The sequence below is a fragment of the Stenotrophomonas sp. 1278 genome (assembly GCF_029892765.1).
Lineage (GTDB): Bacteria > Pseudomonadota > Gammaproteobacteria > Xanthomonadales > Xanthomonadaceae > Stenotrophomonas > Stenotrophomonas indicatrix.
In genome coordinates this window covers 19,757-46,705 of record NZ_JARXWD010000007.1, presented here as the reverse complement: position 1 = coordinate 46,705, position 26,949 = coordinate 19,757, and the positions used below count along the sequence as shown (strand labels likewise).

The window sequence follows — 26,949 nt, the reverse complement described above, 5'->3', positions numbered from 1 at the left end:
GATGTCAGGGCAGGCGGGCCAGCAGTTCGCGGGCCTGCGCCTGGCAATGCAGGTCACCCCCTTCGGCAACCTCCTGCAGCAGGGTGCGCGCGGTCTGCGCGTCGCCCAGGTCCAGATAGGCGATGGCCAGTTCCAGCCGCTCCTGGCCGATACGCGGTTCCCAGTCATGGCTATTGTCTGCAGCAGACCCGACGGCGTCCTCGGCGGCAGCACGGTCGTCGTGCAGGTCGACCGGTGCAGCCGTCTCATGCTCATGCGGTTCGGCCGGCAGATCGAACACACCGCGGAACTGCGGCTCCTGTTCGGCCTGCAGCGCGTATTCGGGCACGGCCACCTCGGCTGGCTCGATGGGCGCCACCGCGGCAGCGCCGGCAGGATCGTCCCAGTGCGGCAGATCGTTCACCGCAGCAGGCAGTTCAACCCGTTCGTCTTCATCAAGCTCACCCGCCCGCCACTCGGCCGGCGAGGCATCCTCATGGATGTCCGCAGCTGGCACGTCATGGTCGGCAGTGGCAGCCCAGGCCGGCATCGCCGGTTCCTGGCGTCCGCCATCGGCGGCGAAGTTCACCCCGGCGTCCTGTTCGGTCAGGGTATCCAGCGCGGCACCTGCCGGCAGCGCTGCTGCCAGGCCGGCGGCATCGTGTTCCTCGCGCAGCGGCGGCAGCGGCGAGGGCTTGCGACGACGCAGCAGCCAGGCGCCCAGGGCAACCAGCACGAGCAGCGGCAGGCCCAGCCAGTACCACGGCGTGCCAGCGCCGGGCGCACCGGGCGCCTGGGCCAAACGCTGCTGCGCGGCGGCCAGGTCGTTGTCCTTCATCGCGATCAGTGACTGCTGCTGCTCCTTGAGCTTCTCCAGCTCCGCCACGCGCTGCTTCAGATCGCCGATTTCGGCATCGCGGGTGGCGATGTCCTCCTTGGCCTGGCGCAGTTGTTCGTTGCCCAGCATGTCACCCTCGCTGCCGGCACTGGTGCCGGTGGTTGTGCCCGCGTGCGCGGCGTCGGATGCCAGCGCCGGAGCGATTTCAAGTCGTGCCCCGGTGGCCGCAGCCGGGGAAGAAGCGGCGCCATCGGCCTTGGCCACCGGCATCGCGGCGCCAGCCGGCTGTGGCACGGTGCGTGCCTGCCGCCACTGTGCGGCATGCTCGCGGACCAGCGCGGCCGCCTCGGCCGCATCCACCGCGGCCAGTGCGGTATCACCCGGCATGCGCAGCACCGCGCCCTGCTTGAGCAGGTTGACGTTGCCACGGATGAAGGCTTCGGGGTTGGCACGCAACAGCGCGATCATCGCCCGGTCGCGACTGATCTGATTGCCACGGGCCAGCGAGCCGGCGATCTGCGAAAGCGTCTGTCCGCGCTGCACGGTCACACTGCCGTCTGCAGCGAGTGCAGGTGCAGGTGCAGGTGCAGGTGCAGGTGCTGGCGCAGGTGACGCAGCCCGTGGACGCGGTGCAGCAGGTGCGGCGGCCGCCGTGACCGGTGCCGGCTCGGGTGCGGTTGCAGCGGCGGCAGGCGCATCACGGACGATGGTGTCCGACAGCACGCCGGCCGGCGCGACGATCTCCGGTTCGGCCACGGCCAGTGCACTGGCCGGTGCATCGACCAGCGCCGAGTACTCACGCACCAGCCGGCCCTGGCCCCAGTCGGCCTCGACCAGGAAGCTCAACGAGGGTGTTTCCACTGGCGTCTGCGAGGTCACCCGCACCACCGCCCTGCCCTGCGCATTGCGGGTCAGCTCGAACTGCAGTTCGCTGACCAGACCCGCCGGGCGCTGCAGGCCAACGCGCTCGAAGGTGACCGGCGAAGCGAGCGCGACGCGCAGGTTCTCAAGTTCGGACGGATCGGCCGAGATCACCGGGATCTCGGCCAGCAACGGCTGTCCCGGCTTGGACAGGACCCGGATGTCGCCCAGGCCCAGGGCCATGGCCGAACTGCTGACCAGGGCCAGCAGCGCGGCGGAAAGACAGGTGAGCGGACGCCGTGCGCCCTTGGCTCGTTTATTCATGGGCGACACTATAAAGCGTGCGGACCACGGTCCGCACCCATCGGGGAGGCGGACTGCGCTAGTGCCGGCCATTGGCCGGCAGGCACGGGCATGCACCGATAAGGCACTGCCGGCCAGCGGCCGGCACTACCGGTCAGGCAACGGCAGGGATCAGCGCTTCTCGGCGGCGACCAGCTCGGCCAGCTGCACCGCGTTGAGGGCTGCGCCCTTGCGCACGTTGTCCGACACGATCCACAGGTTCAGGCCGCGCGGATGCGACAGGTCCTCGCGGATGCGGCCGACGTACACCGCGTCGGTGCCCGAGGCATGGGTGACCGGCGTCGGGTAGCCACCGGCCTCGTGACGATCCACCACCTCGATGCCCGGCGACTGTTCCAGCAACGCGCGCGCTTCGGCGACGGTCACCTTGTCACGGGTTTCGATCGCCACCGATTCGGAGTGGCCGTAGAACACCGGCACGCGCACCGCGGTCGGGTTCACGAGGATGCTGTCGTCGCCCAGGATCTTGCGCGTCTCCCAGACCAGCTTCATCTCTTCCTTGGTGAAGCCGTTGTCCAGGAAGTCGTCGATGTGCGGGATCAGGTTGAAGGCGATCTGCACCGGGAAACGCTGCGGATCGATTTCCTGGAAGCTCAGCAGCTGGCCGGTCTGCTTGCCCAGTTCTTCCAGTGCCGAACGGCCACCACCGGATACCGACTGGTAGGTGGACACGTTGATGCGCTCGATGCCGTACTTGCGGTGCAGCGGTGCCAGCGCGACCAGCATCTGCATGGTCGAGCAGTTCGGGTTGGCGATGATGCCGCGCGGACGGTTGGCGACCTGGTCCGGATTGACCTCCGACACCACCAGCGGCACGTCATCGTCGTAACGGAAGGCCGAGGAGTTGTCGATCACCACCGCGCCAGCGGCAGCGAACTTCGGGGCGTATTCCTTGGACACGCTGCCACCGGCCGAGAACAGGGCGATGTCCACGCCACTCGGGTCGAAAGTGGCCAGGTCCTGGATCCTGACCTTGTTGCCGTTGTATTCGACTTCGCCGCCGGCCGAGCGCTCGGAAGCGAGCAGGCTCAGGGTGCCGATCGGGAAATCGCGCTCGGCCAGGATGGCCAGCATGGTCTCGCCGACCGCGCCGGTGGCGCCGACGATGGCGACGTGGAAGCTGCGTTGTGCATTGCTCATGGGGGAACTCTCACGAAAACGGGAAGGGGGAAAACTCACGCACGACAGCTGGGTTCGGGGAGCCTCCTCGGATGGATGCGCGGAGGTTCCCTATCGTTTCCCGCTTTTTTTGTCCGAGGTCGCGCGCGCGGCAAGGGCCGCGTCGGCGTTGATCGCGCTCGGCATGCGCGACGGGCTGCCATCCAGGCCCAGCCCGGCCAGCAGATTGTCCACGGCCATCTGCACCATGGCCGTACGCGTGGCCAGCGATGCGCTGCCGATATGCGGGGTCAGCACGATGTTGCGCAGGGCCAGCAGTTCCGGCCGCACGTTCGGTTCGCCTTCGTAGACATCCAGGCCGGCCGCCGCCAGGCGACCGTTGGCCAGTGCATCGGCCAGCGCCAGTTCGTCGACGATGCCGCCGCGGGCGATGTTCACCAGGGTGGCAGACGGCTTCATCTTGGCCAGCGCGGCGGCGTCGATGATGTGGTGCGAGGCGGGGGTGTATGGCAACACGGTCAACAGATGGTCGGACTGCGCCAGCAGCGTGTCCAGATCCACATGGGTCGCGCCGAGCGCGGCTTCGGTATCGGCCGGCAGCCGCGAACGGTTGTGGTAGAGCACCTTCATGCCGAAGCCGTGCGCGCCGCGACGGGCGATGCCCTGGCCGATGCGGCCCATGCCGAGGACGCCCAGCGTGCTGCCATGGATGTCGGCACCCAGCATGGTCTGGAACGACCACTGCCCCCACTGGCCATCGCGCAGCCAGCGCTCGGATTCGGTGATCCGGCGCGCGGTGGCCATCAACAGCGCAAAGCCGAGATCGGCGGTGGTCTCGGTGAGAACGTCCGGGGTGTTGCTGGCGAGAATGCCGGCGGCGCTGAGCGCGTCGACATCCAGATTGTTGTAGCCGACGCCGACATTGGCGATCACCTTCAACTGCGCGGCATCGGCGACCTGGGTCGCACCGATGCGCTCGTTGAGGGTGATGATCGCCCCGTCAACGTCCGCCAGCTGCGCGGCGATCTGCTGTGGCGACCAGGCGGTGACGGTATCGGTGGTGCGCAGCTGCACGCGATCGCGCAGCAGCGCGATGGCCGCGTCGATCAGCGGCTGGCTCACCCATACCGTCGGCCGTGTATCAGCCATCAAGCTGGCCGGGAATGCGCGGGGTGATGGTGCCGACATCGCCGCACTGCGCGCGGTGGCGCAGCGCCTGGTCCATCAGCACCAAGGCCATCATCGCCTCGGCGATGGGCGTGGCGCGGATGCCGACGCAGGGATCATGGCGGCCGGTGGTGACCACCTCCACCACATTGCCAGCCGTATCCAGCGATTCACCCGGCAGGCGCAGGCTGGAAGTCGGCTTGAGCACCATCGAGGCGACCACCGGCTGGCCGGTGGAAATGCCACCGAGAATGCCGCCGGCATGGTTGCTGGCAAAACCCTGCGGGGTCAGCAGGTCACGGTGTTCGGTGCCCTTCTGCATGGCGCTGGCGAAACCGTCGCCGATCTCCACGCCCTTCACCGCGTTGATGCTCATCAGTGCGGCCGCGAGCTCGCCATCAAGCTTGCCGTAGATCGGCTCGCCCCAGCCCGGCGGTACGTTGTCGGCGACCACGTCCACGCAGGCACCGACCGAATCGCCGGACTTGCGCAGCGCATCCATGTACGCCTCCAGCTCGGGCACCTGTGCGGCGTGCGGCCAGAAGAACGGGTTGTCCTCGACTACCGACCAGTCGAAACCGGCCGGAGTGATCCCGCCCAGCTGCGACAGGTAGCCGCGCACGGTGATGCCGAAACGCTCGGCCAGCCATTTCTTGGCGACCACACCAGCAGCCACGCGCATGGTGGTCTCGCGCGCCGAGGAGCGGCCACCGCCGCGCGGGTCGCGGATGCCGTACTTGTGCCAGTAGCTGTAGTCGGCATGCCCCGGACGGAACTGCTGGCCGATGTTGCTGTAGTCCTTGCTGCGCTGGTCGGTGTTGCGGATCAGCAGCGCGATCGGGGTGCCGGTGGTCAGGCCCTCGTACACCCCGGACAGGATCTCGACCTCGTCGGCCTCGCGCCGCGCCGACGTATGCCGGCTCTTGCCGGTGGCGCGACGCTGCAGGTCATGGTTGAATTCGGCCGCGTCCAGCGCCAGCCCCGGCGGGCAGCCATCGATCACGCAGCCGATGGCCGGCCCGTGTGATTCGCCGAACGTGGTGACGGTGAACAGCTTGCCGAACGAATTGGAGCTCACGGGCGCTGCGCCGCCAGTTCGGTGATGCGCGCGCTGTGGGCGATCAGCTCGCGGCACTCGACCGCGAAGATGCCCATCTGGCCGACCTTGAATTCGACCCAGGCGAAATCCACTTCCGGCAGCAGCTTGATCAGGTGCTGTTCGGATTCGCCCACTTCACAGATCAGCAGGCCGTCCTCGCTCAGGTGCAGCGGCGCGTCGCGCAGGATCTTCAGCACCAGGTCCAGGCCGTCGTCGCCGGCACGCAGGCCCATCTCCGGCTCGTAGGAGTATTCCTGCGGCAGGGCGTCGGTCTCGTCGTTGGTGACGTACGGCGGGTTGGTGACGATCAGGTCGTAGTGGCGACCGGTCAGGCCGTTGAACAGGTCCGACTTCAGCAGGGTCACGTTGTGCGCCTGCAGGCGTTGCTTGTTCTCTTCGGCCAGTGACAGCGCCTCATCGCTGAGGTCCACGCCGTCCACTTCCCAGTTCGGGTAGTAGTGGCCCATGGCGATGGCGATGCAGCCCGAACCGGTGCACAGGTCCAGCGCGCGGTTGACATCGCGGCCGGCCAGCCACGGCTCGAAGCCGCACTCGATCAGTTCGGCGATCGGCGAACGCGGCACCAGCGCGCGCGTGTCGCTCTTGAAGCTGAGGCCGGCGAACCAGGCCTCACCGGTCAGGTAGGCAGCCGGGATGCGCTCGTCGATGCGGCGCTGGAACAGCTCCAGCACCGCCAGCTTCTCTTCGCGCAGCAGGCGCGCCTGGCCATAGGCCGGGCCGAGGTCGTGCGGCAGGTGCAGGCCGTGCAGCACCAGCTGGGTGGCCTCGTCCAGGGCATTGTCGTAGCTGTGCCCGAAGGTCAGGCCCGCAGCATTGAAACGGCTGGTGCCGTAGCGGATCAGATCGATGATCGTGTGGAGTTCGGCGGCCGTTTCAGCGGTCATGGCGGTACTGCGGGCAAAGTGGCCCCCGATTATAGGGGTTGCCGCCTGCGCCGGCATCCGTTGCGGCAGAAACGATCCAGCCGCAGCCGGTATGATGGTGGCCACTTCCTGCGGCGGAATCCCATGTTCAATCGCAACGTCGGCATCATCCTGCTGATCGCCCTGGCGGCGGGCCTTGGCCTGCTCGCCGCCCAGCAGGTGTTCGCGCCGAAGCCGCCGGCCGGGCAGCCGGCCACCGAAGCGATCACCCTGTACCCGCAGCCGCGCGCCCTGCCCGACTACAACCTGGCCCAGTCCGACGGCACGCGCCTGATTCCCGGCGAACTGAAGGGCCACTGGACCCTGGTGTTCCTCGGCTTCACGTTCTGTCCCGACGTCTGCCCGACCACCCTGGCCGAGCTGGCCGGCGCGCAGAACCAGTGGGAAGCCCTGCCCGACGGCCTGCGCCCGCGCGTGCTGTTCGTCTCGGTCGACCCGGAGCGCGACACCGCCACGCGCCTGGGCGAGTACGCCCATGGCTTCCACAAGGACACCCTGGCGGCGACTGCCGACATCCCCTCGCTGGAGCGCTTTGCCACCTCGCTGGGCTTCGTGTTCCAGAAGGTGCCGGGCAAGCACTTCGACGAGAATCCCGAGGATTACACCCTCGAGCACTCCGCCAGCCTGGCCGTGCTCGATCCGCAGGGCCGGCTCGCCGGCCTGGTGCGGCCCCCGTTCAATGCGCCGGCGATCGCCCGCGACCTGCAGAAGCTGACCGAGAAATCCGCCCCATGAGTCTGACCACCGCCCTGACGTACGTCCTGCCCCACCGCCTGCTGTCCTCGATGGCGCGTTCGCTGGCGTACTCGGACAACCCGCGCGTATCGCGCTGGCTGATCGACACGGTCACCCGCAAGTTCAACGTCAACCTGGATGAAGCGGCCAATCCGGACCCGCGCAGCTACCCGACCTTCAACCAGTTCTTCACCCGCGCGCTGAAACCCGGCGCGCGCGTGGCCGATGCCGATCCGCGCAGCCTGGTGATGCCGGCGGACGGCCGCATCAGCCAGCTCGGAAAGATCGACGCCGGGCGCATCTTCCAGGCCAAGGGGCAGTCGTTCACCGCCGCCGAGCTGTTGGGCAGCGCCGAGGACGCCAAGCCGTTCAACGAGGGCCTGTATGCCACGGTGTACCTGTCGCCGCGCGACTACCACCGCGTGCACATGCCGTGGACCGGCACCCTGCGCGAAACCGTGCACGTGCCCGGTCGCCTGTTCAGCGTCGGCCCGGCCGCAGTGAACAACGTGCCCGGCCTGTTCGCACGCAACGAACGCCTGGTCTGCCATTTCGATACCAGCTTCGGCCCGATGGTCAGCGTGATGGTCGGTGCGCTGCTGGTGTCGGGCGTGGAAACGGTGTGGAGCGGCGAAGAGATTCCGCACTACGGCGACCGCATTACCCGCAAGGATTACCGGGGCCGCGGCATCACGCTGCAGCGCTTCGAAGAGATGGCGCGCTTCAATTACGGCTCGACCGTGATCGTGCTGCTGCCGCCGGGCGTGGCCGAATTCGCCCCGCATCTGGATGCCGAGCATCCGGTACAGCTGGGCCAGGCACTGGCCAAGCTGCGCTGATCCTGCGGTAGTGCCGGCCGCTGGCCGGCATCTCCGTTGATCCAACGCATCGAGCGTTGCCGGCCAGCGGCCGGCACTACCGGACAGGTGCGTTACTGCAGGGTCGGCGCCGGGCCGACGTCCATGCCGTCGTAGTCTTCCACGCCCATCTGCGTGGCCAGCGCGCTCAGTTCCTGGTTGCGCTTGTCCAGCGAGGTTTCGTCGTGCACTTCCACGCGCTCCACATGCAGCACGTGGAATGCAGCCTCACCGTCTTCCGGCTCCTGCTCGAACACTTCCACCAGCACATAACCCTGTGCCTGCAGGTGGGTGGCAAGTGCGTGCAGCGGCTCGGCGGTGGAGTGCACGAAGAAGTACCCCCACAGCAGCGGGGCGTCGAGGTCCCAGTCGGTGTTCTCGCGAAGGTTGGTGAACAGGTTGCGGGTGTCTTCGAGGTCCATGCGATATCCAGAGTGCGGAGAGATTATTTGTCGCAGCCCTGCAGCTTCAGCACCTGGCCGTGGCGCAGGCTGTAGCCGGGGGCCTTGAGGCCATTGGCGCGGGCCAGCACCGGCACATCGCACTGGAACTTCGCGGCGATCCGGCCCAGGGTCTCACCCTTGCCGACCTTGTAGCTGCGGGCCGGCTTGGCGCGCGGGGCCGGCGCCGGGCGCGGCGCAGCCACCGGCGCGGCGGGCGTGGTCGGCACGCTGCTGGCGGCATTGGGATCGACCACCGGCACCACCCCGCCCACGGCCACGCTGCCGGTGTAGCTGGCAGCACTCGGGCGCACGATCGCGGCATTGAGGTCGGCGGTGATCAGGGTGCGGGCCAGATCGGCACGCGGGCCGCTGACGCAGTTGCGCGCGTACAGGCCAGCAATGCGGTTGGTGGCGTTGATGAGGGTTCCTGCCGGAATCCAGCCATCGGCCTCATAGCGCGGGTTGAGGTTGCGCAATGCGCGCATGTAGCCATCGCGGGTGCCATGGCTGCCCAGGCAGATGGTCAGTTCGTAGATCGTGCTCGAGCGGGCCAGGCGGATGGTGGCCGGCTGCGCGTTGATCTTCGGGAACTCCACGCCGTACTGCTGGGGGTGCAGGAAGATCCAGGACGCGGCGATCACCATCGGCACGTAGTCCTTGGTTTCGCCCGGGAACTGGTTGTAGACGCTGTCCACCCAGAAGCTCTGGCCCGGGTACTGCTTGTACACGCGCGCTGCGCGGCCCTCACCGCCGTTGTAGCCGGCCAGCGACAGTTCGACGTTGTTGTTGAGCTCACGCATCCGCTCGTTGAGGTACGTCGCGCTGGCTTCGGCGGCGCTGCGCGCATCGAAGCGGGTATCGAAACCGGTACCGTCCGGGCCGAGGCCGAAGCGGCGGCCGGTGGCCGGCATGAACTGCATCAGGCCCGCGGCGCCCGCACGCGAGGACGCATGTACACGGCCGTTGGATTCCTTGGCCATGATGCCGAACAGCAACGCCTCGGGCAGGCCGCGCTTCTCCCATTCCGGCCACATCACCGCACGCAGGTTCTGGTAATTCTCGTAAGTGGTCATCAGCGCCGGGCGCATGTCGGTCAGCCAGCGGCGGATGCCGGCCTGCACGGCGGGGTTGTACTCGACCATGTTGTCGAAGGCATGGCGCTTGTCATTCAGCAGCGCGGCTGCGCGGGCCGCCTCGGGCACGTCGGCAGCCAGCGGGCCGACATGGTCCGGGTCGGCTTCCAGGCGGTCGCCGGCTTCATCGGCCACGTCATCATCGGCGGCGGCATCGGCATCGTGCTTGAGCAGGCGCTTGTAGGTCGCCAGCATGTTGCTCATCTGGCAACCCTTCTGCTTCACGCATTCGCTGATGACATCTTCCATGTCCTCCAGCGCGGCATCGGCCTCGTTGCGCCCCTTCGGATCGGCGTTGGCCACCAGCAGAACGGCATCGCTGTAGCGCTTCTCGGCTGCAGTCATGCGCTGCTGCAGGGCATCCACTTTCACCTTGTCCCGGGCCGAAACCCGCTGTGCGTGGGCCTCCGGTGCCAGGGAAACCAGGCCAGCCAGGGCCAGCAGCGGCCAGGTGCGGGAAATCAGGACAGGAACGGGCATTGGTGGCACTGTGTATGAAACAGGCAGGCAGAGTAGCGGCGCTGCCAAGGTCGGGGCAAGCCGACCTTCGGCCCGTCACCGTCGGCGGTTAACATTGGCACATTCATCACAAGGGCTGGACCATGGATCCGATTCTGCTCGGCAAAGGCATCACCGACGATGTGGCTGTCACCCTGCTGCCGAAACTCGGCAACCGCCATGGGCTGGTCGCCGGCGCCACCGGCACCGGCAAGACCGTGACCCTGATGACCCTGGCCGAGGGCTTCTCGCGGATCGGGGTACCGGTGTTCCTGGCCGATGTGAAGGGCGATGTCTCCGGCCTGGCCGTGCCGGGTACCGGCGCCGAGAACCTGCTCAAGCGCGCGGCCGAGATCGGCGTGAGCGACTATGCTCCGGCCGCCAGCCCCACCGTGTTCTGGGACCTGTACGGCAAGCTGGGCCACCCGGTGCGCACCACCGTGAGCGAGATGGGCCCGACCCTGCTGGCCCGCATCCTGGAGTTGAACGACACCCAGGCCGGCGTGCTCGACATCGTGTTCAAGCTGGCCGACGACCGCGGCCTGCTGTTGCTGGACATGGACGACCTGCGCGCCCTGCTCGGCCTGGTGGCCGAGGAGCGCAAGGACATCTCCACCGAGTACGGCCTGGTCAGCGCGCAGTCGGTAGCCGCCATCCAGCGCGCCCTGCTGCGGCTGGCCCAGGACGGCGGCGAGCACTTCTTCGGCGAACCGGCGCTGGAACTGGCCGACATCATGCGGGTCAACCATGACGGCCGCGGTGTCATCGGCATCCTTGCCGCCGACCAGCTGGTGCTCAAGCCCAAGCTGTACTCCACGTTCCTGCTGTGGCTGTTGTCGGAGCTGTTCGAGCAGCTGCCCGAAGTGGGCGACCTCGACAAGCCGAAGCTGGTCTTCATTTTCGACGAAGCGCACCTGCTGTTCGACGATGCACCGCCCGCTCTGGTACAGCGCATCGAACAGGTGGTGCGGCTGATCCGTTCCAAGGGCGTGGGCGTGTACTTCTGCTCGCAGTTCCCGGACGACGTGCCGGCCAACATCCTTGGCCAGCTCGGCAACCGTGTACAGCACGCGCTGCGCGCATTCACCCCGCGCGACCAGAAGGCGGTGAAGACCGCCGCCGAGACCTTCGTACCGAACCCGAAGCTGGATGTGGTGAAGGTGCTCAGCCAGCTCGGTACCGGCGAGGCGCTGGTCTCCACGCTGCAGGACAAGGGCGTGCCGATGCCGGTGCAGCAGACGATGATCGCGCCTCCCCGCTGCCGCATGGGACCGGTCACCGACACCGAACGTACGCAGGTGCGTGCCGGCAGCCCGGTCGGCACGCGCTACGACACTGCCGTCAACCGCGAATCGGCAGCCGAACTGCTGGCGCAGCGCGCGCAGAAGGCCGTCGAGAAAACCGATGCGCCGGCCGCGCGCAGCCGTGAGCAGGACGAGGCGCAGGAAGGCGGTTTCGGGCAGTCGATCAAGGACGCTATTTTCGGCACCAAGCGCCGCCAGGGCATGATCGAGACGATGGCCAAGCAGACCACGCGTACGGTCGGCACCAAGCTGGGCAACCAGATCGTGCGCGGCATCCTCGGTGGCATCTTCGGCGGCAAGCGCTGAGAGCCCCGGCAGTTCCCTTTGCGGCGCGCCGGCGACGGCGCGCCGTAGTTGTTTCATTCCGCACGAGAATCCGCATTACATGTCGCGTTGGCGTCCCCCCGCAGAAAAGAGCACCGCACTGATCACCGCCGCCGGCCATGCACGCCTGAAAACCGAGCTGGATGAGTTGTGGCGGGTGCGTCGACCCGAGGTGGTCAAGGCGCTGGCAGCAGCCGCGGCCGAAGGCGATCGCTCGGAGAATGCCGAATACACCTACCGCAAGAAGCAGCTGGGCGAGATCGATCGTCGCGTGCGCTACCTGACCAAGCGCCTGGAATCGCTGCGCGTGGTCGACACCACGCCGACTGATCCGCAAGCGGTGTTCTTCGGTGCGTGGGTTGAGCTGGAGAACGTGGACAGCGGGCAGACCAGCCGCTACCGCATCGTCGGGCCGGATGAGACCGATGCGGGGCTGGGCTGGATCAGCATCGATTCACCCTTGGCGCGGGCCTTGTTGAAGAAGCGCCTGGATGATGAGTTTTCAGTGGAACTGCCCAGTGGCAACCACACCTTTGCGGTGATCGGTGTGGAGTACGAGACCGCGGCCAACGGCTGAGCCTGTGGCGGGCAGCGGCGCTCAGCCGGGCATGGGCCCGGTTCTAGAGAAGCGGCGGCGGATAGCGGCGCCCTTCGCGCAGCGGACGGAAATAATCGTCGTTCGCGTAAAAGGCTGGCGCCTGGTCGGTGTGCCAGCCGGGAATACCCGCCAATGGCAGCGGACGCAGTTCCAAGGGATCGAGCAGCACCCTGCCCTCCTCGATGGCGCGCGCGACCGTGTCGATGCAGCCCGCATCGTCATCGCCCTGCAGCACCACGCATTTGCCGACCAGCAGCCGGCCCGGCAGCAGCGCCTGTTCCATCAAGGCATGACCGAATACCGCGGCGATGGCGATCCGTCCTGACTGCCAATGGATCGGCTCGAACAGCACGCGCCACTGGTGAGCATCCCAGGCTGCAAGCAATGCCGGGTCGCGCACGCGTACCACCACGCCGGTTTCATCGAACTGGGTCAGCGCGGCCTGCGCGCGGTTGCGCTGTCCTGCGGCCATGCCCTCGATGTGCCGGCATTGCTGCGCGTTGAGTGCGCACTTGATCGGCAGGTAGCGTGCCCAGACCAGGGCGTTGAACAGGTCGTGCCAGTTGCCCGCGCGGGTTGCGATGCGCCCTTCGGCAATGCGCGTTTCGTAGTGCAGGCCGTCGGCCAGCAACGCCGCATCCTGTTCAACAACGCGCTTGCCCGGCAGCGCCAGGCGCGCGTCCAGATCGACCACGCGTGGCCAGTCCGCTGCCGTCAGCAGATCGCCGAACCCGGCGATACCGGCAAACAGCGGATGATCGAAGGCAGCCCTGTCCACCGCCGCACGCAGCGGCGGCACGAAGCGGCGGGGGCCGCCATCAGCAGCCTCCGCCCCGGTCACAGCACCTTGAGGTCGAATGCCGGGCGCGTGGTCGGCGGCAGTGCGTCGCCGTAGAGATCGTGCTCGTCGCTCTCGGTGATTTCCACGTCGACGAACTCACCCACGCGCAACGCCACCTGGTCTGCGTTCTGGATATGCACCAGGCCGTCGATCTCCGGCGCATCGGCCCTGGAACGGGCCACCGCGATATCGCCTTCGATGGCATCGACCAGGCATTGCTGCACCGTGCCGATCTTGGCTTCCAGACGCGAAGCCGAAATCTGCGCCTGCTTCTCCATGAAGCGCGCCAGTCGTTCCTGCTTCACTTCTTCCGGCACCGGGTCCGGCAGGTTGTTGGCCGTAGCGCCCTCCACCGGTGAGTAGGCGAACGCACCGACGCGGTCCAGCTGCGCTTCGTCCAGGAAGGACAGCAGCTCTTCGAACTCGGCCTCGGTCTCGCCCGGGAAACCGACGATGAAGGTCGAACGCACGGTGATATCCGGCGCGATGCGGCGCCAGTTCTGCACCCGCTCCAGGGTCTTCTCGACCGCGCCGGGGCGCTTCATCAGGCGCAGGATGCGCGGGCTGGCGTGCTGGAACGGGATGTCCAGGTACGGCAGGATCCGGTTCTCGGCCATCAGCGGCACCACGTCATCGACGTGCGGATACGGATAGACGTAGTGCATGCGCACCCACGCATCCAGTTCGGACAGGCCTTCGCACAGTGCCTTCAGGCGGGTCTGGTAGGCCTTGTCGCGCCACATCTTCTCGGCGTACTTCACATCCACGCCATAGGCAGAGGTGTCCTGCGAAACCACCAGCAGTTCGCGCACACCGCCGCGCACCAGGCGCTCGGCTTCGCGCAGCACCTCGTCCACGGGACGCGAGACCAGCTTGCCGCGCATCGACGGAATGATGCAGAAGCTGCAGTGGTGGTTGCAGCCTTCGGAAATCTTCAGGTATGCGTAGTGGCGCGGGGTCAGCTTGATGCCGTAGTCCGGCACCAGATCCACGAACGGGTCGTGCTTGGGCGGCAGCGCCGCATGCACTGCTTCCATCACGCTCTGGTAATCCTGCGGCCCGGACACCGCCAGCACGTTCGGGTACGCCTCGCGGATCTGCTCCGGGCGCTTGCCCAGGCAGCCGGTGACGATGACCTTGCCGTTCTGGTTCATCGCCTCGCCGATGGCATCCAGCGATTCGGTCACCGCCGAATCGATGAAGCCACAGGTGTTGACCACCACCACGTCGGCCGAATCGTAGGACGGGACGATGTCGTAGCCTTCCGACCGCAGCTGGGTGAGGATGCGCTCGGAATCGACGAGGGCCTTCGGGCAGCCAAGGCTGACGAAGCCGACTTTGGGGTTCAGCTGGGACATGGAATCGCGGGACTCTGGGGGCCTGGGCCCCTGCCGGCATGGCAGGGGGACCTGGGGGCCGGGGCCTGAAAGGGCGCCAGTATACCGGGGTTGGGCAGCGGCCTCTGAATCGCGAGCCGCCCGATCCCGCACAGCCGCTGACATCGCGCTAACCCGCCCAGCACCGACAATGCAGGCCTGGCCCCTGCAACGAGGTACACCCCTATGTCCGAATGGATCATCCTGGATACGCATTACGGCCCGGTCCGCGCCTGGCAGGCACTGCCCGAGGGCAAACCCCGTGGCGCGCTGGTGGTGGTGCAGGAGATCTTCGGCGCCAACCCGCATATCCGCGGCGTCGCCGGACGCTTCGCCGCCCAGGGCTACGCCGTGTTGGCCCCCTCGTTCTTCGACCTGGTCGACGGCCCCGAGGCCGACCCGGATGCCCTGCCCTACAGCCCCGAGGGCGTGAAGGATGGGCTGGAACGGGTTACCGCGCTGGGCATGGAAAAGGCACTGGAAGTGGTCCGTGCCGCAGCAACCCGGCTGGCACCGCACGGCAAGGTCGGCACGGTCGGCTACTGCTGGGGTGGCAGCGTCGCCCTGCTGTCCGCGCTGCGCCTGGGCCTGCCCTCGGTGAGCTACTACGGCGCGCGCAACGTGCAGTTCCTGGACGAGACGCCGAAGGCCCCGGTGATGTTCCACTTCGGCGCGCAGGACAAGAGCATCCCGCCCGAGGCGATCCAAGCGCACCGTGAGAAGCTGCCGCAGATGGCGACCTACGTCTATCCGGCCGACCATGCCTTCAACCGCGAGGTCGGACATGCGTATGATCCAGACAGCGCCGCCCTGGCGCTGCAACGCACCCTGGACTTCTTCTCGGAGCATCTTGGATGAGCGATTTCGAACTCGATTCACGCCTGGCCACCGATAGCGTACTGGTGGCCGAAGGCCCGTTGTCGCAAGTGCGACTGATGAACGACGAACGATTCCCCTGGCTGGTCCTGGTGCCGCGTCTGGCCGGGGTGACCGAGTGGATCGAGCTGGACGGCGAGCAGCAGGACAAGCTGCGCACCGAGCTCAACCGCGCCTGCAAGGCCCTGCACGGTTCGGACGGGGTGGAGAAGATCAACATCGGCGCGCTGGGCAACATCGTGCGCCAGCTGCATTTCCACGTGATCGGCCGCCACGACGGCGATCCGGCGTGGCCGGGACCGGTCTGGGGCAGTGGCCCGGCGCACCGCTATGAGCCGGCCGCGCTGGACCAGCATGTCGCCTACTGGAAGGAACGGCTAGGATATCCAGCCCATTCCTGAGCCAGTGCCGACCCGATGCGATTCAATATCGTCGCCGCCATCCTGCTGATCCTGATCGGCCTGTTCATGCTGGCCAGCAACCTGGGCTGGACCAACCTGAACCTGTCGCGCCTGCTGCTGACCTGGTGGCCGCTCGGCCTGGTGGCCGTAGGCATCGCGATCCTGTTCGGTCGCGGCAAATAAGGTAGCGCCGGGCCATGCCCGGCGAACGCAGCGCGCGGACCCACAAAACGGAAACGCCGGGCATGGCCCGGCGCTACCGATACGCGCTGACGCAAGCTGTCAGGTGCGCGGCAGGGTCACGCCGGTCTGGCCCTGGTACTTGCCGCCGCGATCCTTGTACGAGGTCTCGCACACTTCATCGGACTGGAAGAACAGCATCTGCGCCACGCCTTCGTTGGCGTAGATGCGCGCCGGCAGCGGCGTGGTGTTGCTGAATTCCAGGGTCACGTGGCCTTCCCACTCCGGCTCCAGCGGGGTCACGTTGACGATGATGCCGCAGCGCGCATAGGTGCTCTTGCCCAGGCACACCACCAGGGTGTCGCGCGGAATGCGGAAATACTCGACCGTGCGCGCCAGCGCGAAGCTGTTCGGCGGAATGATGCACTCGTCACCGACGATATCGACGAAGCTGCCCGGATCGAAATGCTTGGGGTCCACGATCGTCGAGTTGATGTTGGTGAACACCTTGAACTCGCGCGAGCAGCGCACGTCGTAGCCGTAGCTGGATGTGCCGTAGCTGACGATGCGCTCGCCGTTGGCCTGCTTGACCTGCCCGGCCTCATACGGCTCGATCATGCCGTGCTGTTCGGACATCCGGCGGATCCAACGGTCACTCTTGATGCTCATGCTCTGTCCTGGGTGCGAGGGGGCGCGAGGATTCTAGCAGGGGGCCGGGCGTCGCCGCCGCAGCCCCCAGCGGGCCCTTACAACAGCGAGGACAGGATCGGGATCGAAGCGCGCGGGCGCTTGCCCACTTCCTCGACCAGACGCTGGGCGGCACGGTGGTAGGCCTGGGCCGCCGCCGATTCCGGCTGCGCGGCGGTGATCGGGGTACCGGCATCGCCCTGCTCGCGGATGCCGATCTGCAGCGGCAGCGACCCCAGCAGCGGCACGCCGTACTGCGCCGCCATGCGCTCGCCACCACCCTCGCCGAACAGGTGCTCCACATGCCCGCAGTTGCTGCAGATATGCACGGCCATGTTTTCGACCACGCCCAGCACCGGCACCTCGACCTTCTCGAACATCTTCAGCGCCTTCTTCGCATCCAGCGTAGCGATGTCCTGCGGCGTGGTGACGATCACCGCGCCGGCCAGCGGGATCTTCTGCACCAGGGTCAGCTGGATGTCGCCGGTGCCCGGCGGCAGATCGATCAGCAGATAGTCCAGGTCGTCCCACAGCGTGTCTTCGAACAGCTGGGTCAACGCCGCCGTCGCGCGCGGTGCGCGCATGATCAGCGGCGTTTCATCCTCGACCAGATAACCGATCGACATGGTGTCCACGCCGAAGGCCCGCATCGGCTCGATGCTCTTGTTGTCCGGGCTTTCCGGGCGACCGGACAGGCCGAGCATCGCCGGCACGCTGGGGCCGTAGATATCGGCATCAAGCACGCCTACGCGCGCCCCCAGCTGCTGCAGTGCGACGGCCAGGTTGACCGCCGTGGTCGACTTGCCCACGCCACCCTTTCCCGAGCCCACCGCGATCACGTTGCGGATGCGCGCATGCGGCGCCAGTCCCTTCTGCACCTGGCTGGCATGCGGACGACGGGAAGAACTGTTCACTGCGGGCTCCGGGTGAATCGACAAGAAGAACCCAACATCATACTAGCTGGACGTACGCTGACTGAAATTCAGGATTGCTACAGATTCGTGCACAGATTGTTAAGTTCATGTTACGTTCGCTAAGCACTGGTTTTGGGCTGCGTTGCTGGATCTACGGCACGCACGATGGCGCATGCGCAGTGCCGTACTCGTATTTGCTCTCTGAACGGAACTACATGAAAGACCTTCGCAATTCCGCACGTCGCAACACCCTCGCTGTCGCCTTGATCTCCGCCCTGGTTGCCGCCTCGCCGGCAATGGCCCAGGACAAGGCCACCAATCTGGACAAGATCACCGTCACCGGCTCGCTGATCCCGCAGACCCAGGTCGAGACCCAGACCCCGGTCATGACCATCAGCGCTGAAGCCATCCAGTCGCGCGGCTTCAACAGCGTCGCCGAGGTGCTGCAGCAGTCCTCGCTGACCACCGGCGGCATCCAGGGTGGCCAGACCTCCGCTTCGTTCACCCAGGGCGCTGAAGCCGCTGGCATGTTCGGCCTGAATCCGGGTTACACCAAGTACCTGATCAACGGCCGTCCGATGATGTCCTACCCGGCGCTGTACAACGGCGGCGACGCGTTCAACAACATCAGCGGCATTCCGATCGACATCGTCGAGCGCATCGAAGTCCTGCCGGGTGGCCAGTCCTCCCTGTACGGTTCGGATGCGATCGCCGGCGTGGTCAACATCATCCTGAAGGACCACATGGAAGGCGGCAGCCTCTCCGTGCGTGGCGGCACCTCCACCGAAGGCGGTGGCAACAGCTTCCGCGTCAGCGGTGCACACGGCTTCTCGGCGCTGGACGACCGCTTCAATGCACTGGTCAACGTACAGATCGAAAGCAGCAACCCGATCTGGGGCTACCAGCGTGACCTGACCAAGCAGAACAACGCGAACGGCTACACCGCGCAGCTGCCGTCGAACGACTTCGCCGTCATCGACGCCAAGACCAATGCGCTGTACATGATGGACCCGAGCAACTGCGCCAACGTTGCCGGCCAGTTCGACGGCACCACCGTGCTGGCGAACCGCCCGACGGGCCAGTCCTGCGGCTCGGTCTTCGGCGCCGGCTACAAGACCCTGAAGAACGGCAAGGACAGCGGCCAGTTCTACTCGTCGATGACCTTCGACGTGAACGACAACTTCCAGCTGTTCGCCGACGTGCTGTACAGCAAGGAAAAGACCGAATACACCTCGGGCTCGAACTACCTCTGGTGGGGCACCAAGAGCACCATGGGTGGCTTCTATGACCAGGCCTCCGGCAAGCTGGTCAACCTGCAGCGCGCGTTCGCTCCGGAAGACATCGGCGGCGAAGGCTACAAGGGCATCCTGAACAACGACAAGAGCCGTGCCTACCAGGTCACCCTGGGCGGCAAGGGTGCGGTCGGCAACTGGGACTACAGCCTGAGCTTCACCCGTGGCGAATACCGCCTGGATGAGAGCAAGTTCCAGCGCTTCGGCAATGCCATCAACAGCTACTTCGCCGACAAGGTGCTGGGCCCGCAGCTGGGCACCCAGGATGGCTTCGGCATCTACAACACCAACTGGGGCGCGTTCTACTCGCCGATCTCGCCGGAAGATTTCGCTGGCTTCACCGGTTACACCACCAACCACAGCCGCACCTGGCAGAACCTGGCACGCGCGCAGGTCACCAACGGCTCGCTGTTCTCGCTGCCGGGCGGTGATGCCGGCCTGGCCGTGGTCGTCGAAGGCGGCAGCGAAGGTTGGGACTACAGCCCCGACCAGCGCCTGCTGGACGGCGACGTGTGGGGCTCGTCGGCTGTTGCCGGCAACGGCCATCGCAGCAACTACGCGGTGACCAGCGAGCTGCGCATGCCGCTGCTGGAGTCGCTGACGGTGACCGCTTCCGGTCGCTATGACGCCTTCAAGATCGCCGACAACACCGTCGACAAGGCCACCTACAGCGTGGGTGTCGAGTTCCGTCCGATCGAAAGCCTGCTGTTCCGCGGCAAGTACGGCACCGCCTTCCGCGCGCCGACCCTGCCCGACGCGTTCCAGGGCCGCAGCGGCTATTACGCTGCCAACTCCACCGATTACTACCGTTGCGGTGAGCTGGGCTACGTGCCGGGCAACACCGACGCCTGCCGCTACGCGGACAGCGTCTCGGTCTACTCCGAGCGTGCCGGCAACCCGGACCTGGAGCCGATCACCGCCGACGTCTGGAACGCGGGCATCGTCTGGGCGCCGATGGCGAACCTGTCGATCTCGGCCGACTACTACAACTGGAAGATCGAGAACGAAGTCGATACGGCCAGCACCGACCAGCTGCTGCTGGCCGAGTACTACTGCCGCAACGGCCTGCCGAACGGCTCCTCGGCCACCTGCCAGAACGTGGCTGACTGGGTCGTGCGCGATTCGGCCGGCAACCTGAGCTCGCTGTACACCCCGAAGATGAACGTGGCCCGCCAGAACCTGCAGGCCGTGACCGTCGGCTTCAAGTACCTGCAGGACATCGGCCGCTTCGGTTCGCTGCAGTTCTCGGGCAACTACACCAACATGCTGAAGCGTGAAGTGCAGGCGCAGCCGGGCGAGGACTTCCAGGACCTGCTGGGCAACCCGAAGTCGATGTGGAACTACGACAGCTACGCCAAGGTCCGTTCCGACGCGTCGGTGGCCTGGTCGCTGGACAAGTGGACCACCACGCTGTACGCGAACTACATCGGCCACACCCCGAACTACCTGGCGGGCCTGAACGGCTACGAGTACACCCATGGTGCGTCGGGTTACAAGGCAGGCAAGTGGGCTTCGTACACCACTTACAACCTGAGCGTGAACTACCGCGTGCAGGATGACCTGACCCTGTCGCTGATGGTCAACAACGTGTTCAACAAGATGCCCGAGCAGCAGGCTCACAGCTACCAGGGTACCTCCGGCACGCCGTTCAACAACTACCTGTACAACGTCTACGGCCGCACCGTGTACGTGCAGGCCAAGTACGACTTCGGCAAGTAATCCCGTCGATTTCCGGGTTTGATTCCGGACCAGGCCCCGCTTCGGCGGGGCCTTTTTTTTGGCGCGGCATGTGCGGCGATCGCCGCGGGAACATCTCGATTGTTAAATGCCCGCACATTTACTGGATATTCATTAAGCCAAACTCGGCAAATTCGTACCAATATTACAATCAATTGTTTTTAAAGAATTTTTTATTAACTCCCGACAAGCCATTGCGAGAGCGCGACAAGCCCGCGAAAAACAAGTTAAGCGTGTGTTACGTTCGAAAAACGCCGCCTTTCTGCGTCCACCGGCTGCTGAACCATCCATGAGTTCCCAGGAAAGGGAAAACGCGTTTCTCACGACCACACGGAGTACCGCATGTCTCGCAATGGCTTCCCGCGTCACCCGCTCACCCGCGCCGTCCTCAGCGGCCTGATCCTGGCCAGCAGCAGCGCGATCGCGCTCGCCCAGGACAACACTCCCACCGATCTCGGACGCGTGACCGTCACCGGCTCACTGATCCCGCAGACGCAGATCGAGAACCACACGCCGGTCCTGACCGTCACCGCCGAGGACATCCAGACCCGTGGCTTCACCAGCGTTGCCGAGGTGCTGCAGCAGAACTCGCTGACCACCGGCGGCCTGCAGGGCGGCCAGACCTCCGCGTCGTTCACCCAGGGCGCCGAAGCCTCGGGCATGTTCGGCCTCAGCCCGAGCTACACCAAGTACCTGATCAACGGACGGCCGATGCTGTCCTACCCTGCCCTCTACAACGGCAGCGATACCTTCAACAACCTCAGCGGCATCCCGATCGACATCGTCGAGCGCATCGAGATCCTGCCCGGCGGCCAGTCATCGCTGTACGGCTCGGACGCGATCGCCGGCGTGGTCAACATCATCCTCAAGGACCGCATGGACGGCGGCGTGCTGAACGTGCGCGGCGGCGCCTACACCGAGGGTGGCGGCAACGATTTCCGCGTCAGCGGCGCGCATGGCTTCAACGCCTTTGATGACCGCTTCCACGCACTGGTCAACGTGCAGTACGAGAAGAGCAGCCCGATCTGGGGTTACCAGCGCGACCTGACCAAGCAGAACAACACCAAAGGCTACACGCCGCAGGTTCCGACCAACGATTTCCTGGTGTACCTGCCGGACCAGCAGAACGCCTACGTGATGATGGACCCGAGCCGCTGCGCCAACGTGGCCGGCCAGTTCGGCGGCACCACCGTACTGGGCACGCGTGCCACCGGCGAATCCTGTGGCTCGCCCTTCAGTGCCGGCTACAAGACGCTGAAGAACGGCAAGGAAAGCAGCCAGATCTATTCGTCGATGTCCTTTGACGTCAACGACAACTTCCAGCTGTTCGCAGACGCGCTCTACAGCCTGGAAGAAGTGCAGTACAACTCGGGTTCGGGCTACGCCTTCTGGGGCAGCGATGTCGGCTTCGGTGCGTTCGTCGACCAGGCCAGTGGCGAATACATGAACCTGCAGCGCGCGTTCGCGCCGGAGGACATCAGCCCGGCCGGCTACCGCGACACCATGAGCACTGATCGCAACAAGGCCTACCAGATCACGCTGGGCGGGCGCGGCAACGTCGGCAACTGGGATTACAGCGCCAGCTTCAGCCGTGGCGAGTACAAGCTGACCGAGCGCAGCTTCGCGCGCTGGGCCAACGAGATCGACAGCTACTTCGAAGACCGCGTGCTGGGTCCGGTGCTGGGCGTCACCGACGACGGCTACAACATCTACAACCCGAACTGGGGCGCGTTCTATTCGCCGCTGCCGGCCGGCGATTTCCAGACCTTCACCGGCTTCACCTACAACAAGAGCCGCACCTGGCAGAACCTGGGACGCGCGCAGATCACCAATGGTTCGCTGTTCAAGCTGCCCGGTGGCGATGCGGGCCTGGCAGTGGTGGCCGAAGCGGGCAGCGAAGGCTGGTCCTATACCCCCGACCAGCGCCTGCTTGATGGCAGCGTCTGGGGCACCACCTCGGTGGCCGGCGCCGGCCATCGCAGCAACTATGCGCTGACCAGCGAACTGCGCATGCCGCTGCTGGAGTCGTTGACCGTGACCGCCTCGGGTCGCTACGACGCATTCAAGATCGCCGACAAGACCGTCGACAAGTCGACCTACAGCATCGGCGTGGAATTCCGTCCCATTGAAAGCCTGCTGTTCCGCGGCAAGTACGGCACCGCCTTCCGCGCGCCCAGCCTGTCCGATGCCTTCCAGGGCCGCAGCGGGTACTACGCCAACGGCTCGGTCGACTACTACCGCTGTGGCCAGCTCGGCTTCAACCCGAGCGACACGGTTGGCTGCCCGTATGCCAACGAATCAGTGTTCGGTGAGCAGTCCGGCAACCCCGAGCTGGAAGCGATCACCGCCGACGTCTGGAACGCCGGCATCGTGTGGGCGCCCATCAACAACCTCTCGCTGTCGGTGGACTACTACAACTGGAAGATCAAGAACGAGGTCAACACCCTCAGTTCCGACCAGTTGCTGCTGGCCGAGTACTACTGCCGCAACGGCCAGACCAACAACACCTCGGCCAGCTGCCAGAACGTCAGCGACTGGATCACCCGCGATGGCACCGGCAAGCTGGAGCAGATCTATACGCCGAAGATGAACATCGCCAGCCAGAACCTGCAGGCGGTCACGGCCAGCTTCAAGTACGTGCAGGACATCGGCCGCTTCGGTGCGCTGCAGTTCTCCAGCAACTACACCAACATGATCAAGCGCGAACTGCAGCCGCAGCCGGGCGACGAGTACCTGGACCTGCTGCGCGACCCGTACGCGATGTGGAACTACGACCAGTACGCCAAGGTGCGTGCCGACGGTGCGGTGGGCTGGGCGAAGGACAAGTGGACCACCACCGTGTACTTCAACTACATCGGCAAGACGCCCAACCGCATGGCATACCTGGGCAAGGGCTACGACTACGTGCATCCGTCCGGCTACGAGGCAGGCAAGTGGGGCTCGTACACCACCTACAACCTGAGCGTGAATTACCAGGCGATGGACAACCTGACGCTGTCGATGATGGTCAACAACGTGTTCAACAAGATGCCCGACGGCCAGGCCCACAGCTACGCCGGCAACATCGGCGCACCGTACAACAGCAGCATCTACAACCCCTACGGCCGTGCGGTCTACGTGCAGGCCAAGTACGAGTTCGGGGGGAAGTAAGCGCCGCGCCCGCACTGCCCGGGAGGCCCCGCTTAGGCGGGGCCTTTTTCATGCCCGTCAATTGAGACGGAAGATCAAAATCAGTCTCATAAATTAAATAATGAGAAAAGCATCCGCGAAGGCAGCAAGCCCTTGATCTACATACGAAACATCGGCTTCGATCAATTTTGTTCCGCAACGCAACATTTTGAAACATTCCCAGACAATCGCGTTTACGCACTGATTTCAAAGGACTTTTCTTCCGATGAGCAGCACATCCGTGTGACGGGACCGTTTTGACAACGTGAACGTCGTGTTACGGTCCGGCTGAATGGATTGCAACTGAACACATCATGAAGATGTCAGGGAGGACATCAGCCAGACGACATCGCTCATTACGGGGATCCATCATGTCTCGCCATCGCTCCACGCCTTCGCGTCACCCCCTGACCCTTGCCCTGATCTGCACCCTGCTCGCCTCCGGCGCAGCCCACGCGCAGGACACCGGCCCGACCCAGCTTGACCGCGTCACCGTCACCGGTTCACTGATCCCGCAGACGCAGATCGAGAACCACACGCCGGTCCTGACCGTCACCGCCGAGGACATCCAGACCCGAGGTTTCACCAGCGTCGCCGACGTCCTGCAGCAGTCCTCGCTGTCGACCGGCGGCCTGCAGGGCGGGCAGACCTCCGCTTCGTTCACCCAGGGTGCCGAGGCCGCCGGCATGTTCGGGCTCAGCCCCGGCTACACCAAGTACCTGATCAACGGCCGCCCGATGCTCTCGTATCCGGCGCTGTACAACGGCAGCGACAGTTTCAACAACATCAGCGGCATTCCGATCGACATCGTCGAGCGCATCGAGATCCTGCCCGGCGGCCAGTCTTCGCTGTACGGTTCGGATGCGATCGCCGGCGTGGTCAACATCATCCTCAAGGAGCGCATGGATGGCGGTGTGCTCAACGTCCGTGGCGGTGCCTATTCCGAAGGCGGCGGCAACAGCGTACGCGTCAGTGCGGCGCGCGGCTTCAACGGTGTCGACGATCGATTCCATGCGCTGGTCAACGTGCAGTACGAAAAGACCAGCCCGATCTGGGGCTATCAGCGTGACCTGACCAAGGTCAACAATCCCGACGGCTACAGCCCCCAGTACGTCTCCAACGACTTCCTGGTGCTGCTGCCGGCCAACAGCAACCGCTACGCCATGATGGACCCGAACCTGTGCGCCAACGTGGCGGGCCAGTTCGACGGCACCACCGTGCTCGGCACCCGGCCGACCGGCCAGGCCTGCGGTTCGGTCTATGGCACCGGCTACAAGACCATCAAGAACGGCAAGGAAAGCGGGCAGATCTACAGCTCGATGACCTTCGATGTGAACGACAACTTCCAGTTGTTCGGCGACGCGCTCTACAGCCTGGAAGAAGTGAAGTACGCCACAGGCTCGAACTACACCTGGTGGGGCACCTCCTCCGGCTGGGGCCGCTTCTACGATCAGGACAGCGGCCAGTACATGAACCTGCAGCGCGTGTTCGCGCCGGAGGACATCGGCGCCGGCGGCTATCGCGACATCATGAACACCGATCGCAACAAGGCTTACCAGGTCACGCTCGGCGGCCGCGGCACGGCCGGCAGCTGGGATTACAGTGCCAGCTTCACCCGCGGCGAATACAAGTTGACCGAGCGCAACTTCGTGCGCTGGAACGATCCGATCAACGACTACTTCGAGCAGCGCGTGCTGGGGCCGGTGCTGGGCACCACCAGCACCGGGTACAACATCTACAGCCCGGACTGGGAAGCGTTCTACTCGCCACTGCCGAGCGGTGATTTCCAGAGCTTCACCGGCTACACCTACAGCCAGAGCCGCACCTGGCAGAACCTGCTGCGTGCGCAGGTCACCAATGGCTCGCTGTTCAAGCTGCCCGGCGGCGACGCCGGCTTCGCAGTCGTGGTTGAAGGCGGCAGCGAAGGCTGGGATTACACGCCCGATACCCGCCTGGTGGATGGCAGCGTGTGGGGCACCACCGCGGTTTCCGGCGCCGGCCATCGCAGCAGCTACGCGGTGACCAGCGAACTGCGCATGCCGTTGCTGGAATCACTGACGGTGACCGGCTCCGGCCGCTACGACGCCTTCAAGATCGGTGGCAACACCATCGACAAGGCGACCTACAGCGTCGGCCTGGAATTCCGTCCGATCGACAGCCTGCTGTTCCGTGGCAAGTACGGCACCGCGTTCCGCGCGCCCACCCTGTCTGATGCCTTCCAGGGTGTCAGCGGCTACTACGCCAACGGCTCCACCGACTACTACCGTTGCGGCCAGCTGGGCTACGACCCGGCCAACACCACCGGCTGCCCGTATGACAGCGTGTCGGTGTTCGGCACCCAATCCGGCAACCCGGACCTGGAGCCGATCACCGCCGATGTCTGGAACGCCGGCATCGTGTGGGCGCCCATCAACAACCTGTCGGTGTCGGTGGACTACTACAACTGGAAGATCAAGAACGAGGTCAACACCCTCAGTTCCGACCAGTTGCTGCTGGCCGAGTATTACTGCCGCAACGGCCAGACCAACAACACCTCGGCCAGCTGCCAGAACGTCAGCGACTGGATCACCCGCGACGCCTCCGGCGTACTCGATGAGATCTATACGCCCAAGATGAACGTGGCCAGCCAGAACCTGCAGGCGCTGACGGCCAGCTTCAAGTACGTACAGGACATCGGCCGCTTCGGTTCGCTGCAGTTCTCCGGCAACTACACCGACATGCTCAAGCGCGAACTGCAACCGCAGCCGGGCGATGAGTATCTGGACCTGCTGCGCGACCCGTATGCGATGTGGGTGTACGACTCGTACGCCAAGGTGCGCGCCGACGGTTCGATCGGCTGGGCCAAGGACAAGTGGACCACCACCCTGTATGCCAACTACATCGGCAAGACGCCGAACTACATGGCCTACCTGGGCAATGGCTACGACTACGTCCACAGCTCCGGCTACAAGGCCGGCAAGTGGGGTTCGTACACCACCTACAACCTGAGCGTGAACTATCGGGCGATGAACAACCTGACCCTGTCGCTGATGGTCAACAACGTGTTCAACAAGATGCCTGACAACCAGCGGTACAGCTTCGCCGGCACCAGCGGCCAGCCGTACAACAACTATCTGTACAACGCTTATGGCCGTGCCATCTACGTGCAGGCCAAGTACGAGTTCGGCAACAACTGATCCGTCAGCGCGTTCCCGTACAGCAGAAGACCCCGCTCC

The 26,949-nt window shown here is 65.5% G+C and carries 21 protein-coding genes; 10 read left to right on the top strand and 11 right to left on the bottom strand.

What is annotated here, in order from left to right:
• Nucleotides 1–4: 4 nt before the first annotated feature.
• The 5 genes from M2299_RS08905 to prmB form a co-directional block, all read right to left on the bottom strand.
• Nucleotides 5–2,002, bottom strand: coding sequence for a FimV/HubP family polar landmark protein (locus M2299_RS08905; protein ID WP_280884224.1), 1,998 nt, complete (start codon nt 2,000–2,002; stop codon nt 5–7).
• Between the two features lie 150 nt (nt 2,003–2,152).
• On the bottom strand, nt 2,153–3,181 hold the full coding sequence (locus M2299_RS08900) for an aspartate-semialdehyde dehydrogenase (RefSeq protein WP_280884223.1): 1,029 nt from the start codon (nt 3,179–3,181) through the stop codon (nt 2,153–2,155).
• A 90-nt stretch (nt 3,182–3,271) separates the two neighbouring features.
• Nucleotides 3,272–4,309 (bottom strand): D-glycerate dehydrogenase, encoded by a 1,038-nt coding sequence (locus M2299_RS08895; protein WP_280884222.1) that lies wholly within the window; start codon nt 4,307–4,309, stop codon nt 3,272–3,274.
• Nucleotides 4,302–5,405: a chorismate synthase gene (gene aroC, locus M2299_RS08890; protein WP_059064719.1), complete on the bottom strand. Its 1,104-nt coding sequence runs from the start codon at nt 5,403–5,405 to the stop codon at nt 4,302–4,304. The genes M2299_RS08895 and aroC overlap by 8 nt, the downstream gene beginning before the upstream one ends.
• The gene (gene prmB / locus M2299_RS08885) at nt 5,402–6,331 is read right to left on the bottom strand and encodes a 50S ribosomal protein L3 N(5)-glutamine methyltransferase (protein ID WP_280884221.1); all 930 of its coding nucleotides are present in this window, start codon (nt 6,329–6,331) and stop codon (nt 5,402–5,404) included. The genes aroC and prmB overlap by 4 nt, the downstream gene beginning before the upstream one ends.
• A gap of 123 nt (nt 6,332–6,454) precedes the next feature.
• Here prmB and M2299_RS08880 point away from each other — a divergent pair, with 123 nt between their 5' ends.
• Together M2299_RS08880 and asd are read left to right on the top strand one after the other, a co-directional pair.
• Nucleotides 6,455–7,105, top strand: a complete 651-nt coding sequence (locus M2299_RS08880; RefSeq protein ID WP_025876141.1) for an SCO family protein — start codon at nt 6,455–6,457, stop codon at nt 7,103–7,105.
• Nucleotides 7,102–7,944: an archaetidylserine decarboxylase gene (gene asd, locus M2299_RS08875; RefSeq protein ID WP_025876139.1), complete on the top strand. Its 843-nt coding sequence runs from the start codon at nt 7,102–7,104 to the stop codon at nt 7,942–7,944. The genes M2299_RS08880 and asd overlap by 4 nt, the downstream gene beginning before the upstream one ends.
• Nucleotides 7,945–8,036: 92 nt before the next feature.
• Here the strand turns inward: asd and M2299_RS08870 are convergent, their stop codons facing one another.
• Together M2299_RS08870 and M2299_RS08865 are read right to left on the bottom strand one after the other, a co-directional pair.
• Complete coding sequence (locus M2299_RS08870) at nt 8,037–8,384, bottom strand: ribonuclease E inhibitor RraB (RefSeq protein ID WP_025876137.1); 348 nt, start codon at nt 8,382–8,384, stop codon at nt 8,037–8,039.
• Between the two features lie 23 nt (nt 8,385–8,407).
• The gene (locus M2299_RS08865) at nt 8,408–10,018 is read right to left on the bottom strand and encodes a transglycosylase SLT domain-containing protein (protein ID WP_280884220.1); all 1,611 of its coding nucleotides are present in this window, start codon (nt 10,016–10,018) and stop codon (nt 8,408–8,410) included.
• Nucleotides 10,019–10,140: 122 nt separating this feature from the next.
• Here M2299_RS08865 and M2299_RS08860 point away from each other — a divergent pair, with 122 nt between their 5' ends.
• Together M2299_RS08860 and greB are read left to right on the top strand one after the other, a co-directional pair.
• Entirely contained in the window at nt 10,141–11,646 is a 1,506-nt protein-coding gene (locus M2299_RS08860; protein ID WP_025876133.1) for a helicase HerA-like domain-containing protein, read from the top strand.
• A gap of 79 nt (nt 11,647–11,725) precedes the next feature.
• Nucleotides 11,726–12,241, top strand: coding sequence for a transcription elongation factor GreB (gene greB / locus M2299_RS08855; RefSeq protein WP_032975018.1), 516 nt, complete (start codon nt 11,726–11,728; stop codon nt 12,239–12,241).
• A gap of 43 nt (nt 12,242–12,284) precedes the next feature.
• Here greB and M2299_RS08850 read toward each other — a convergent pair whose 3' ends face one another.
• On the bottom strand, nt 12,285–13,103 hold the full coding sequence (locus tag M2299_RS08850; protein ID WP_099843201.1) for a DUF3025 domain-containing protein: 819 nt from the start codon (nt 13,101–13,103) through the stop codon (nt 12,285–12,287).
• On the bottom strand, nt 13,100–14,461 hold the full coding sequence (gene rimO, locus M2299_RS08845) for a 30S ribosomal protein S12 methylthiotransferase RimO (RefSeq protein WP_049469291.1): 1,362 nt from the start codon (nt 14,459–14,461) through the stop codon (nt 13,100–13,102). The genes M2299_RS08850 and rimO overlap by 4 nt, the downstream gene beginning before the upstream one ends.
• 204 nt (nt 14,462–14,665) lie before the next feature.
• On the opposite strand from rimO, the gene M2299_RS08840 reads away from it, so the two are divergent.
• From M2299_RS08840 to M2299_RS08830, 3 genes are read left to right on the top strand one after another with little or no spacing between them, the layout of a single operon-like run.
• Nucleotides 14,666–15,337, top strand: coding sequence for a dienelactone hydrolase family protein (locus tag M2299_RS08840; protein ID WP_280884219.1), 672 nt, complete (start codon nt 14,666–14,668; stop codon nt 15,335–15,337).
• Nucleotides 15,334–15,756, top strand: a complete 423-nt coding sequence (locus M2299_RS08835; RefSeq protein ID WP_032975033.1) for an HIT family protein — start codon at nt 15,334–15,336, stop codon at nt 15,754–15,756. Before M2299_RS08840 ends, M2299_RS08835 begins: the two co-directional genes overlap by 4 nt.
• A 15-nt stretch (nt 15,757–15,771) precedes the next feature.
• Nucleotides 15,772–15,939 (top strand): DUF5668 domain-containing protein, encoded by a 168-nt coding sequence (locus tag M2299_RS08830; protein ID WP_025876120.1) that lies wholly within the window; start codon nt 15,772–15,774, stop codon nt 15,937–15,939.
• Nucleotides 15,940–16,038: 99 nt separating this feature from the next.
• Here M2299_RS08830 and dcd read toward each other — a convergent pair whose 3' ends face one another.
• Nucleotides 16,039–16,605, bottom strand: coding sequence for a dCTP deaminase (gene dcd / locus M2299_RS08825; protein ID WP_025876117.1), 567 nt, complete (start codon nt 16,603–16,605; stop codon nt 16,039–16,041).
• A 77-nt stretch (nt 16,606–16,682) separates the two neighbouring features.
• Nucleotides 16,683–17,537 carry an iron-sulfur cluster carrier protein ApbC gene (apbC, locus tag M2299_RS08820; protein WP_100436727.1) on the bottom strand — a complete coding sequence of 285 codons (855 nt, stop codon included), beginning with the start codon at nt 17,535–17,537 and terminating at the stop codon, nt 16,683–16,685.
• Nucleotides 17,538–17,752: 215 nt separating this feature from the next.
• Here apbC and M2299_RS08815 point away from each other — a divergent pair, with 215 nt between their 5' ends.
• The 3 genes from M2299_RS08815 (at nt 17,753) to M2299_RS08805 (ending at nt 26,910) form a co-directional block, all read left to right on the top strand.
• Complete coding sequence (locus M2299_RS08815; protein ID WP_099784946.1) at nt 17,753–20,548, top strand: TonB-dependent receptor; 2,796 nt, start codon at nt 17,753–17,755, stop codon at nt 20,546–20,548.
• Nucleotides 20,549–20,908: 360 nt separating this feature from the next.
• Nucleotides 20,909–23,716, top strand: coding sequence for a TonB-dependent receptor (locus M2299_RS08810; protein ID WP_059064743.1), 2,808 nt, complete (start codon nt 20,909–20,911; stop codon nt 23,714–23,716).
• A gap of 389 nt (nt 23,717–24,105) precedes the next feature.
• The gene (locus tag M2299_RS08805) at nt 24,106–26,910 is read left to right on the top strand and encodes a TonB-dependent receptor (protein WP_280884218.1); all 2,805 of its coding nucleotides are present in this window, start codon (nt 24,106–24,108) and stop codon (nt 26,908–26,910) included.
• Nucleotides 26,911–26,949 lie beyond the last annotated feature (39 nt).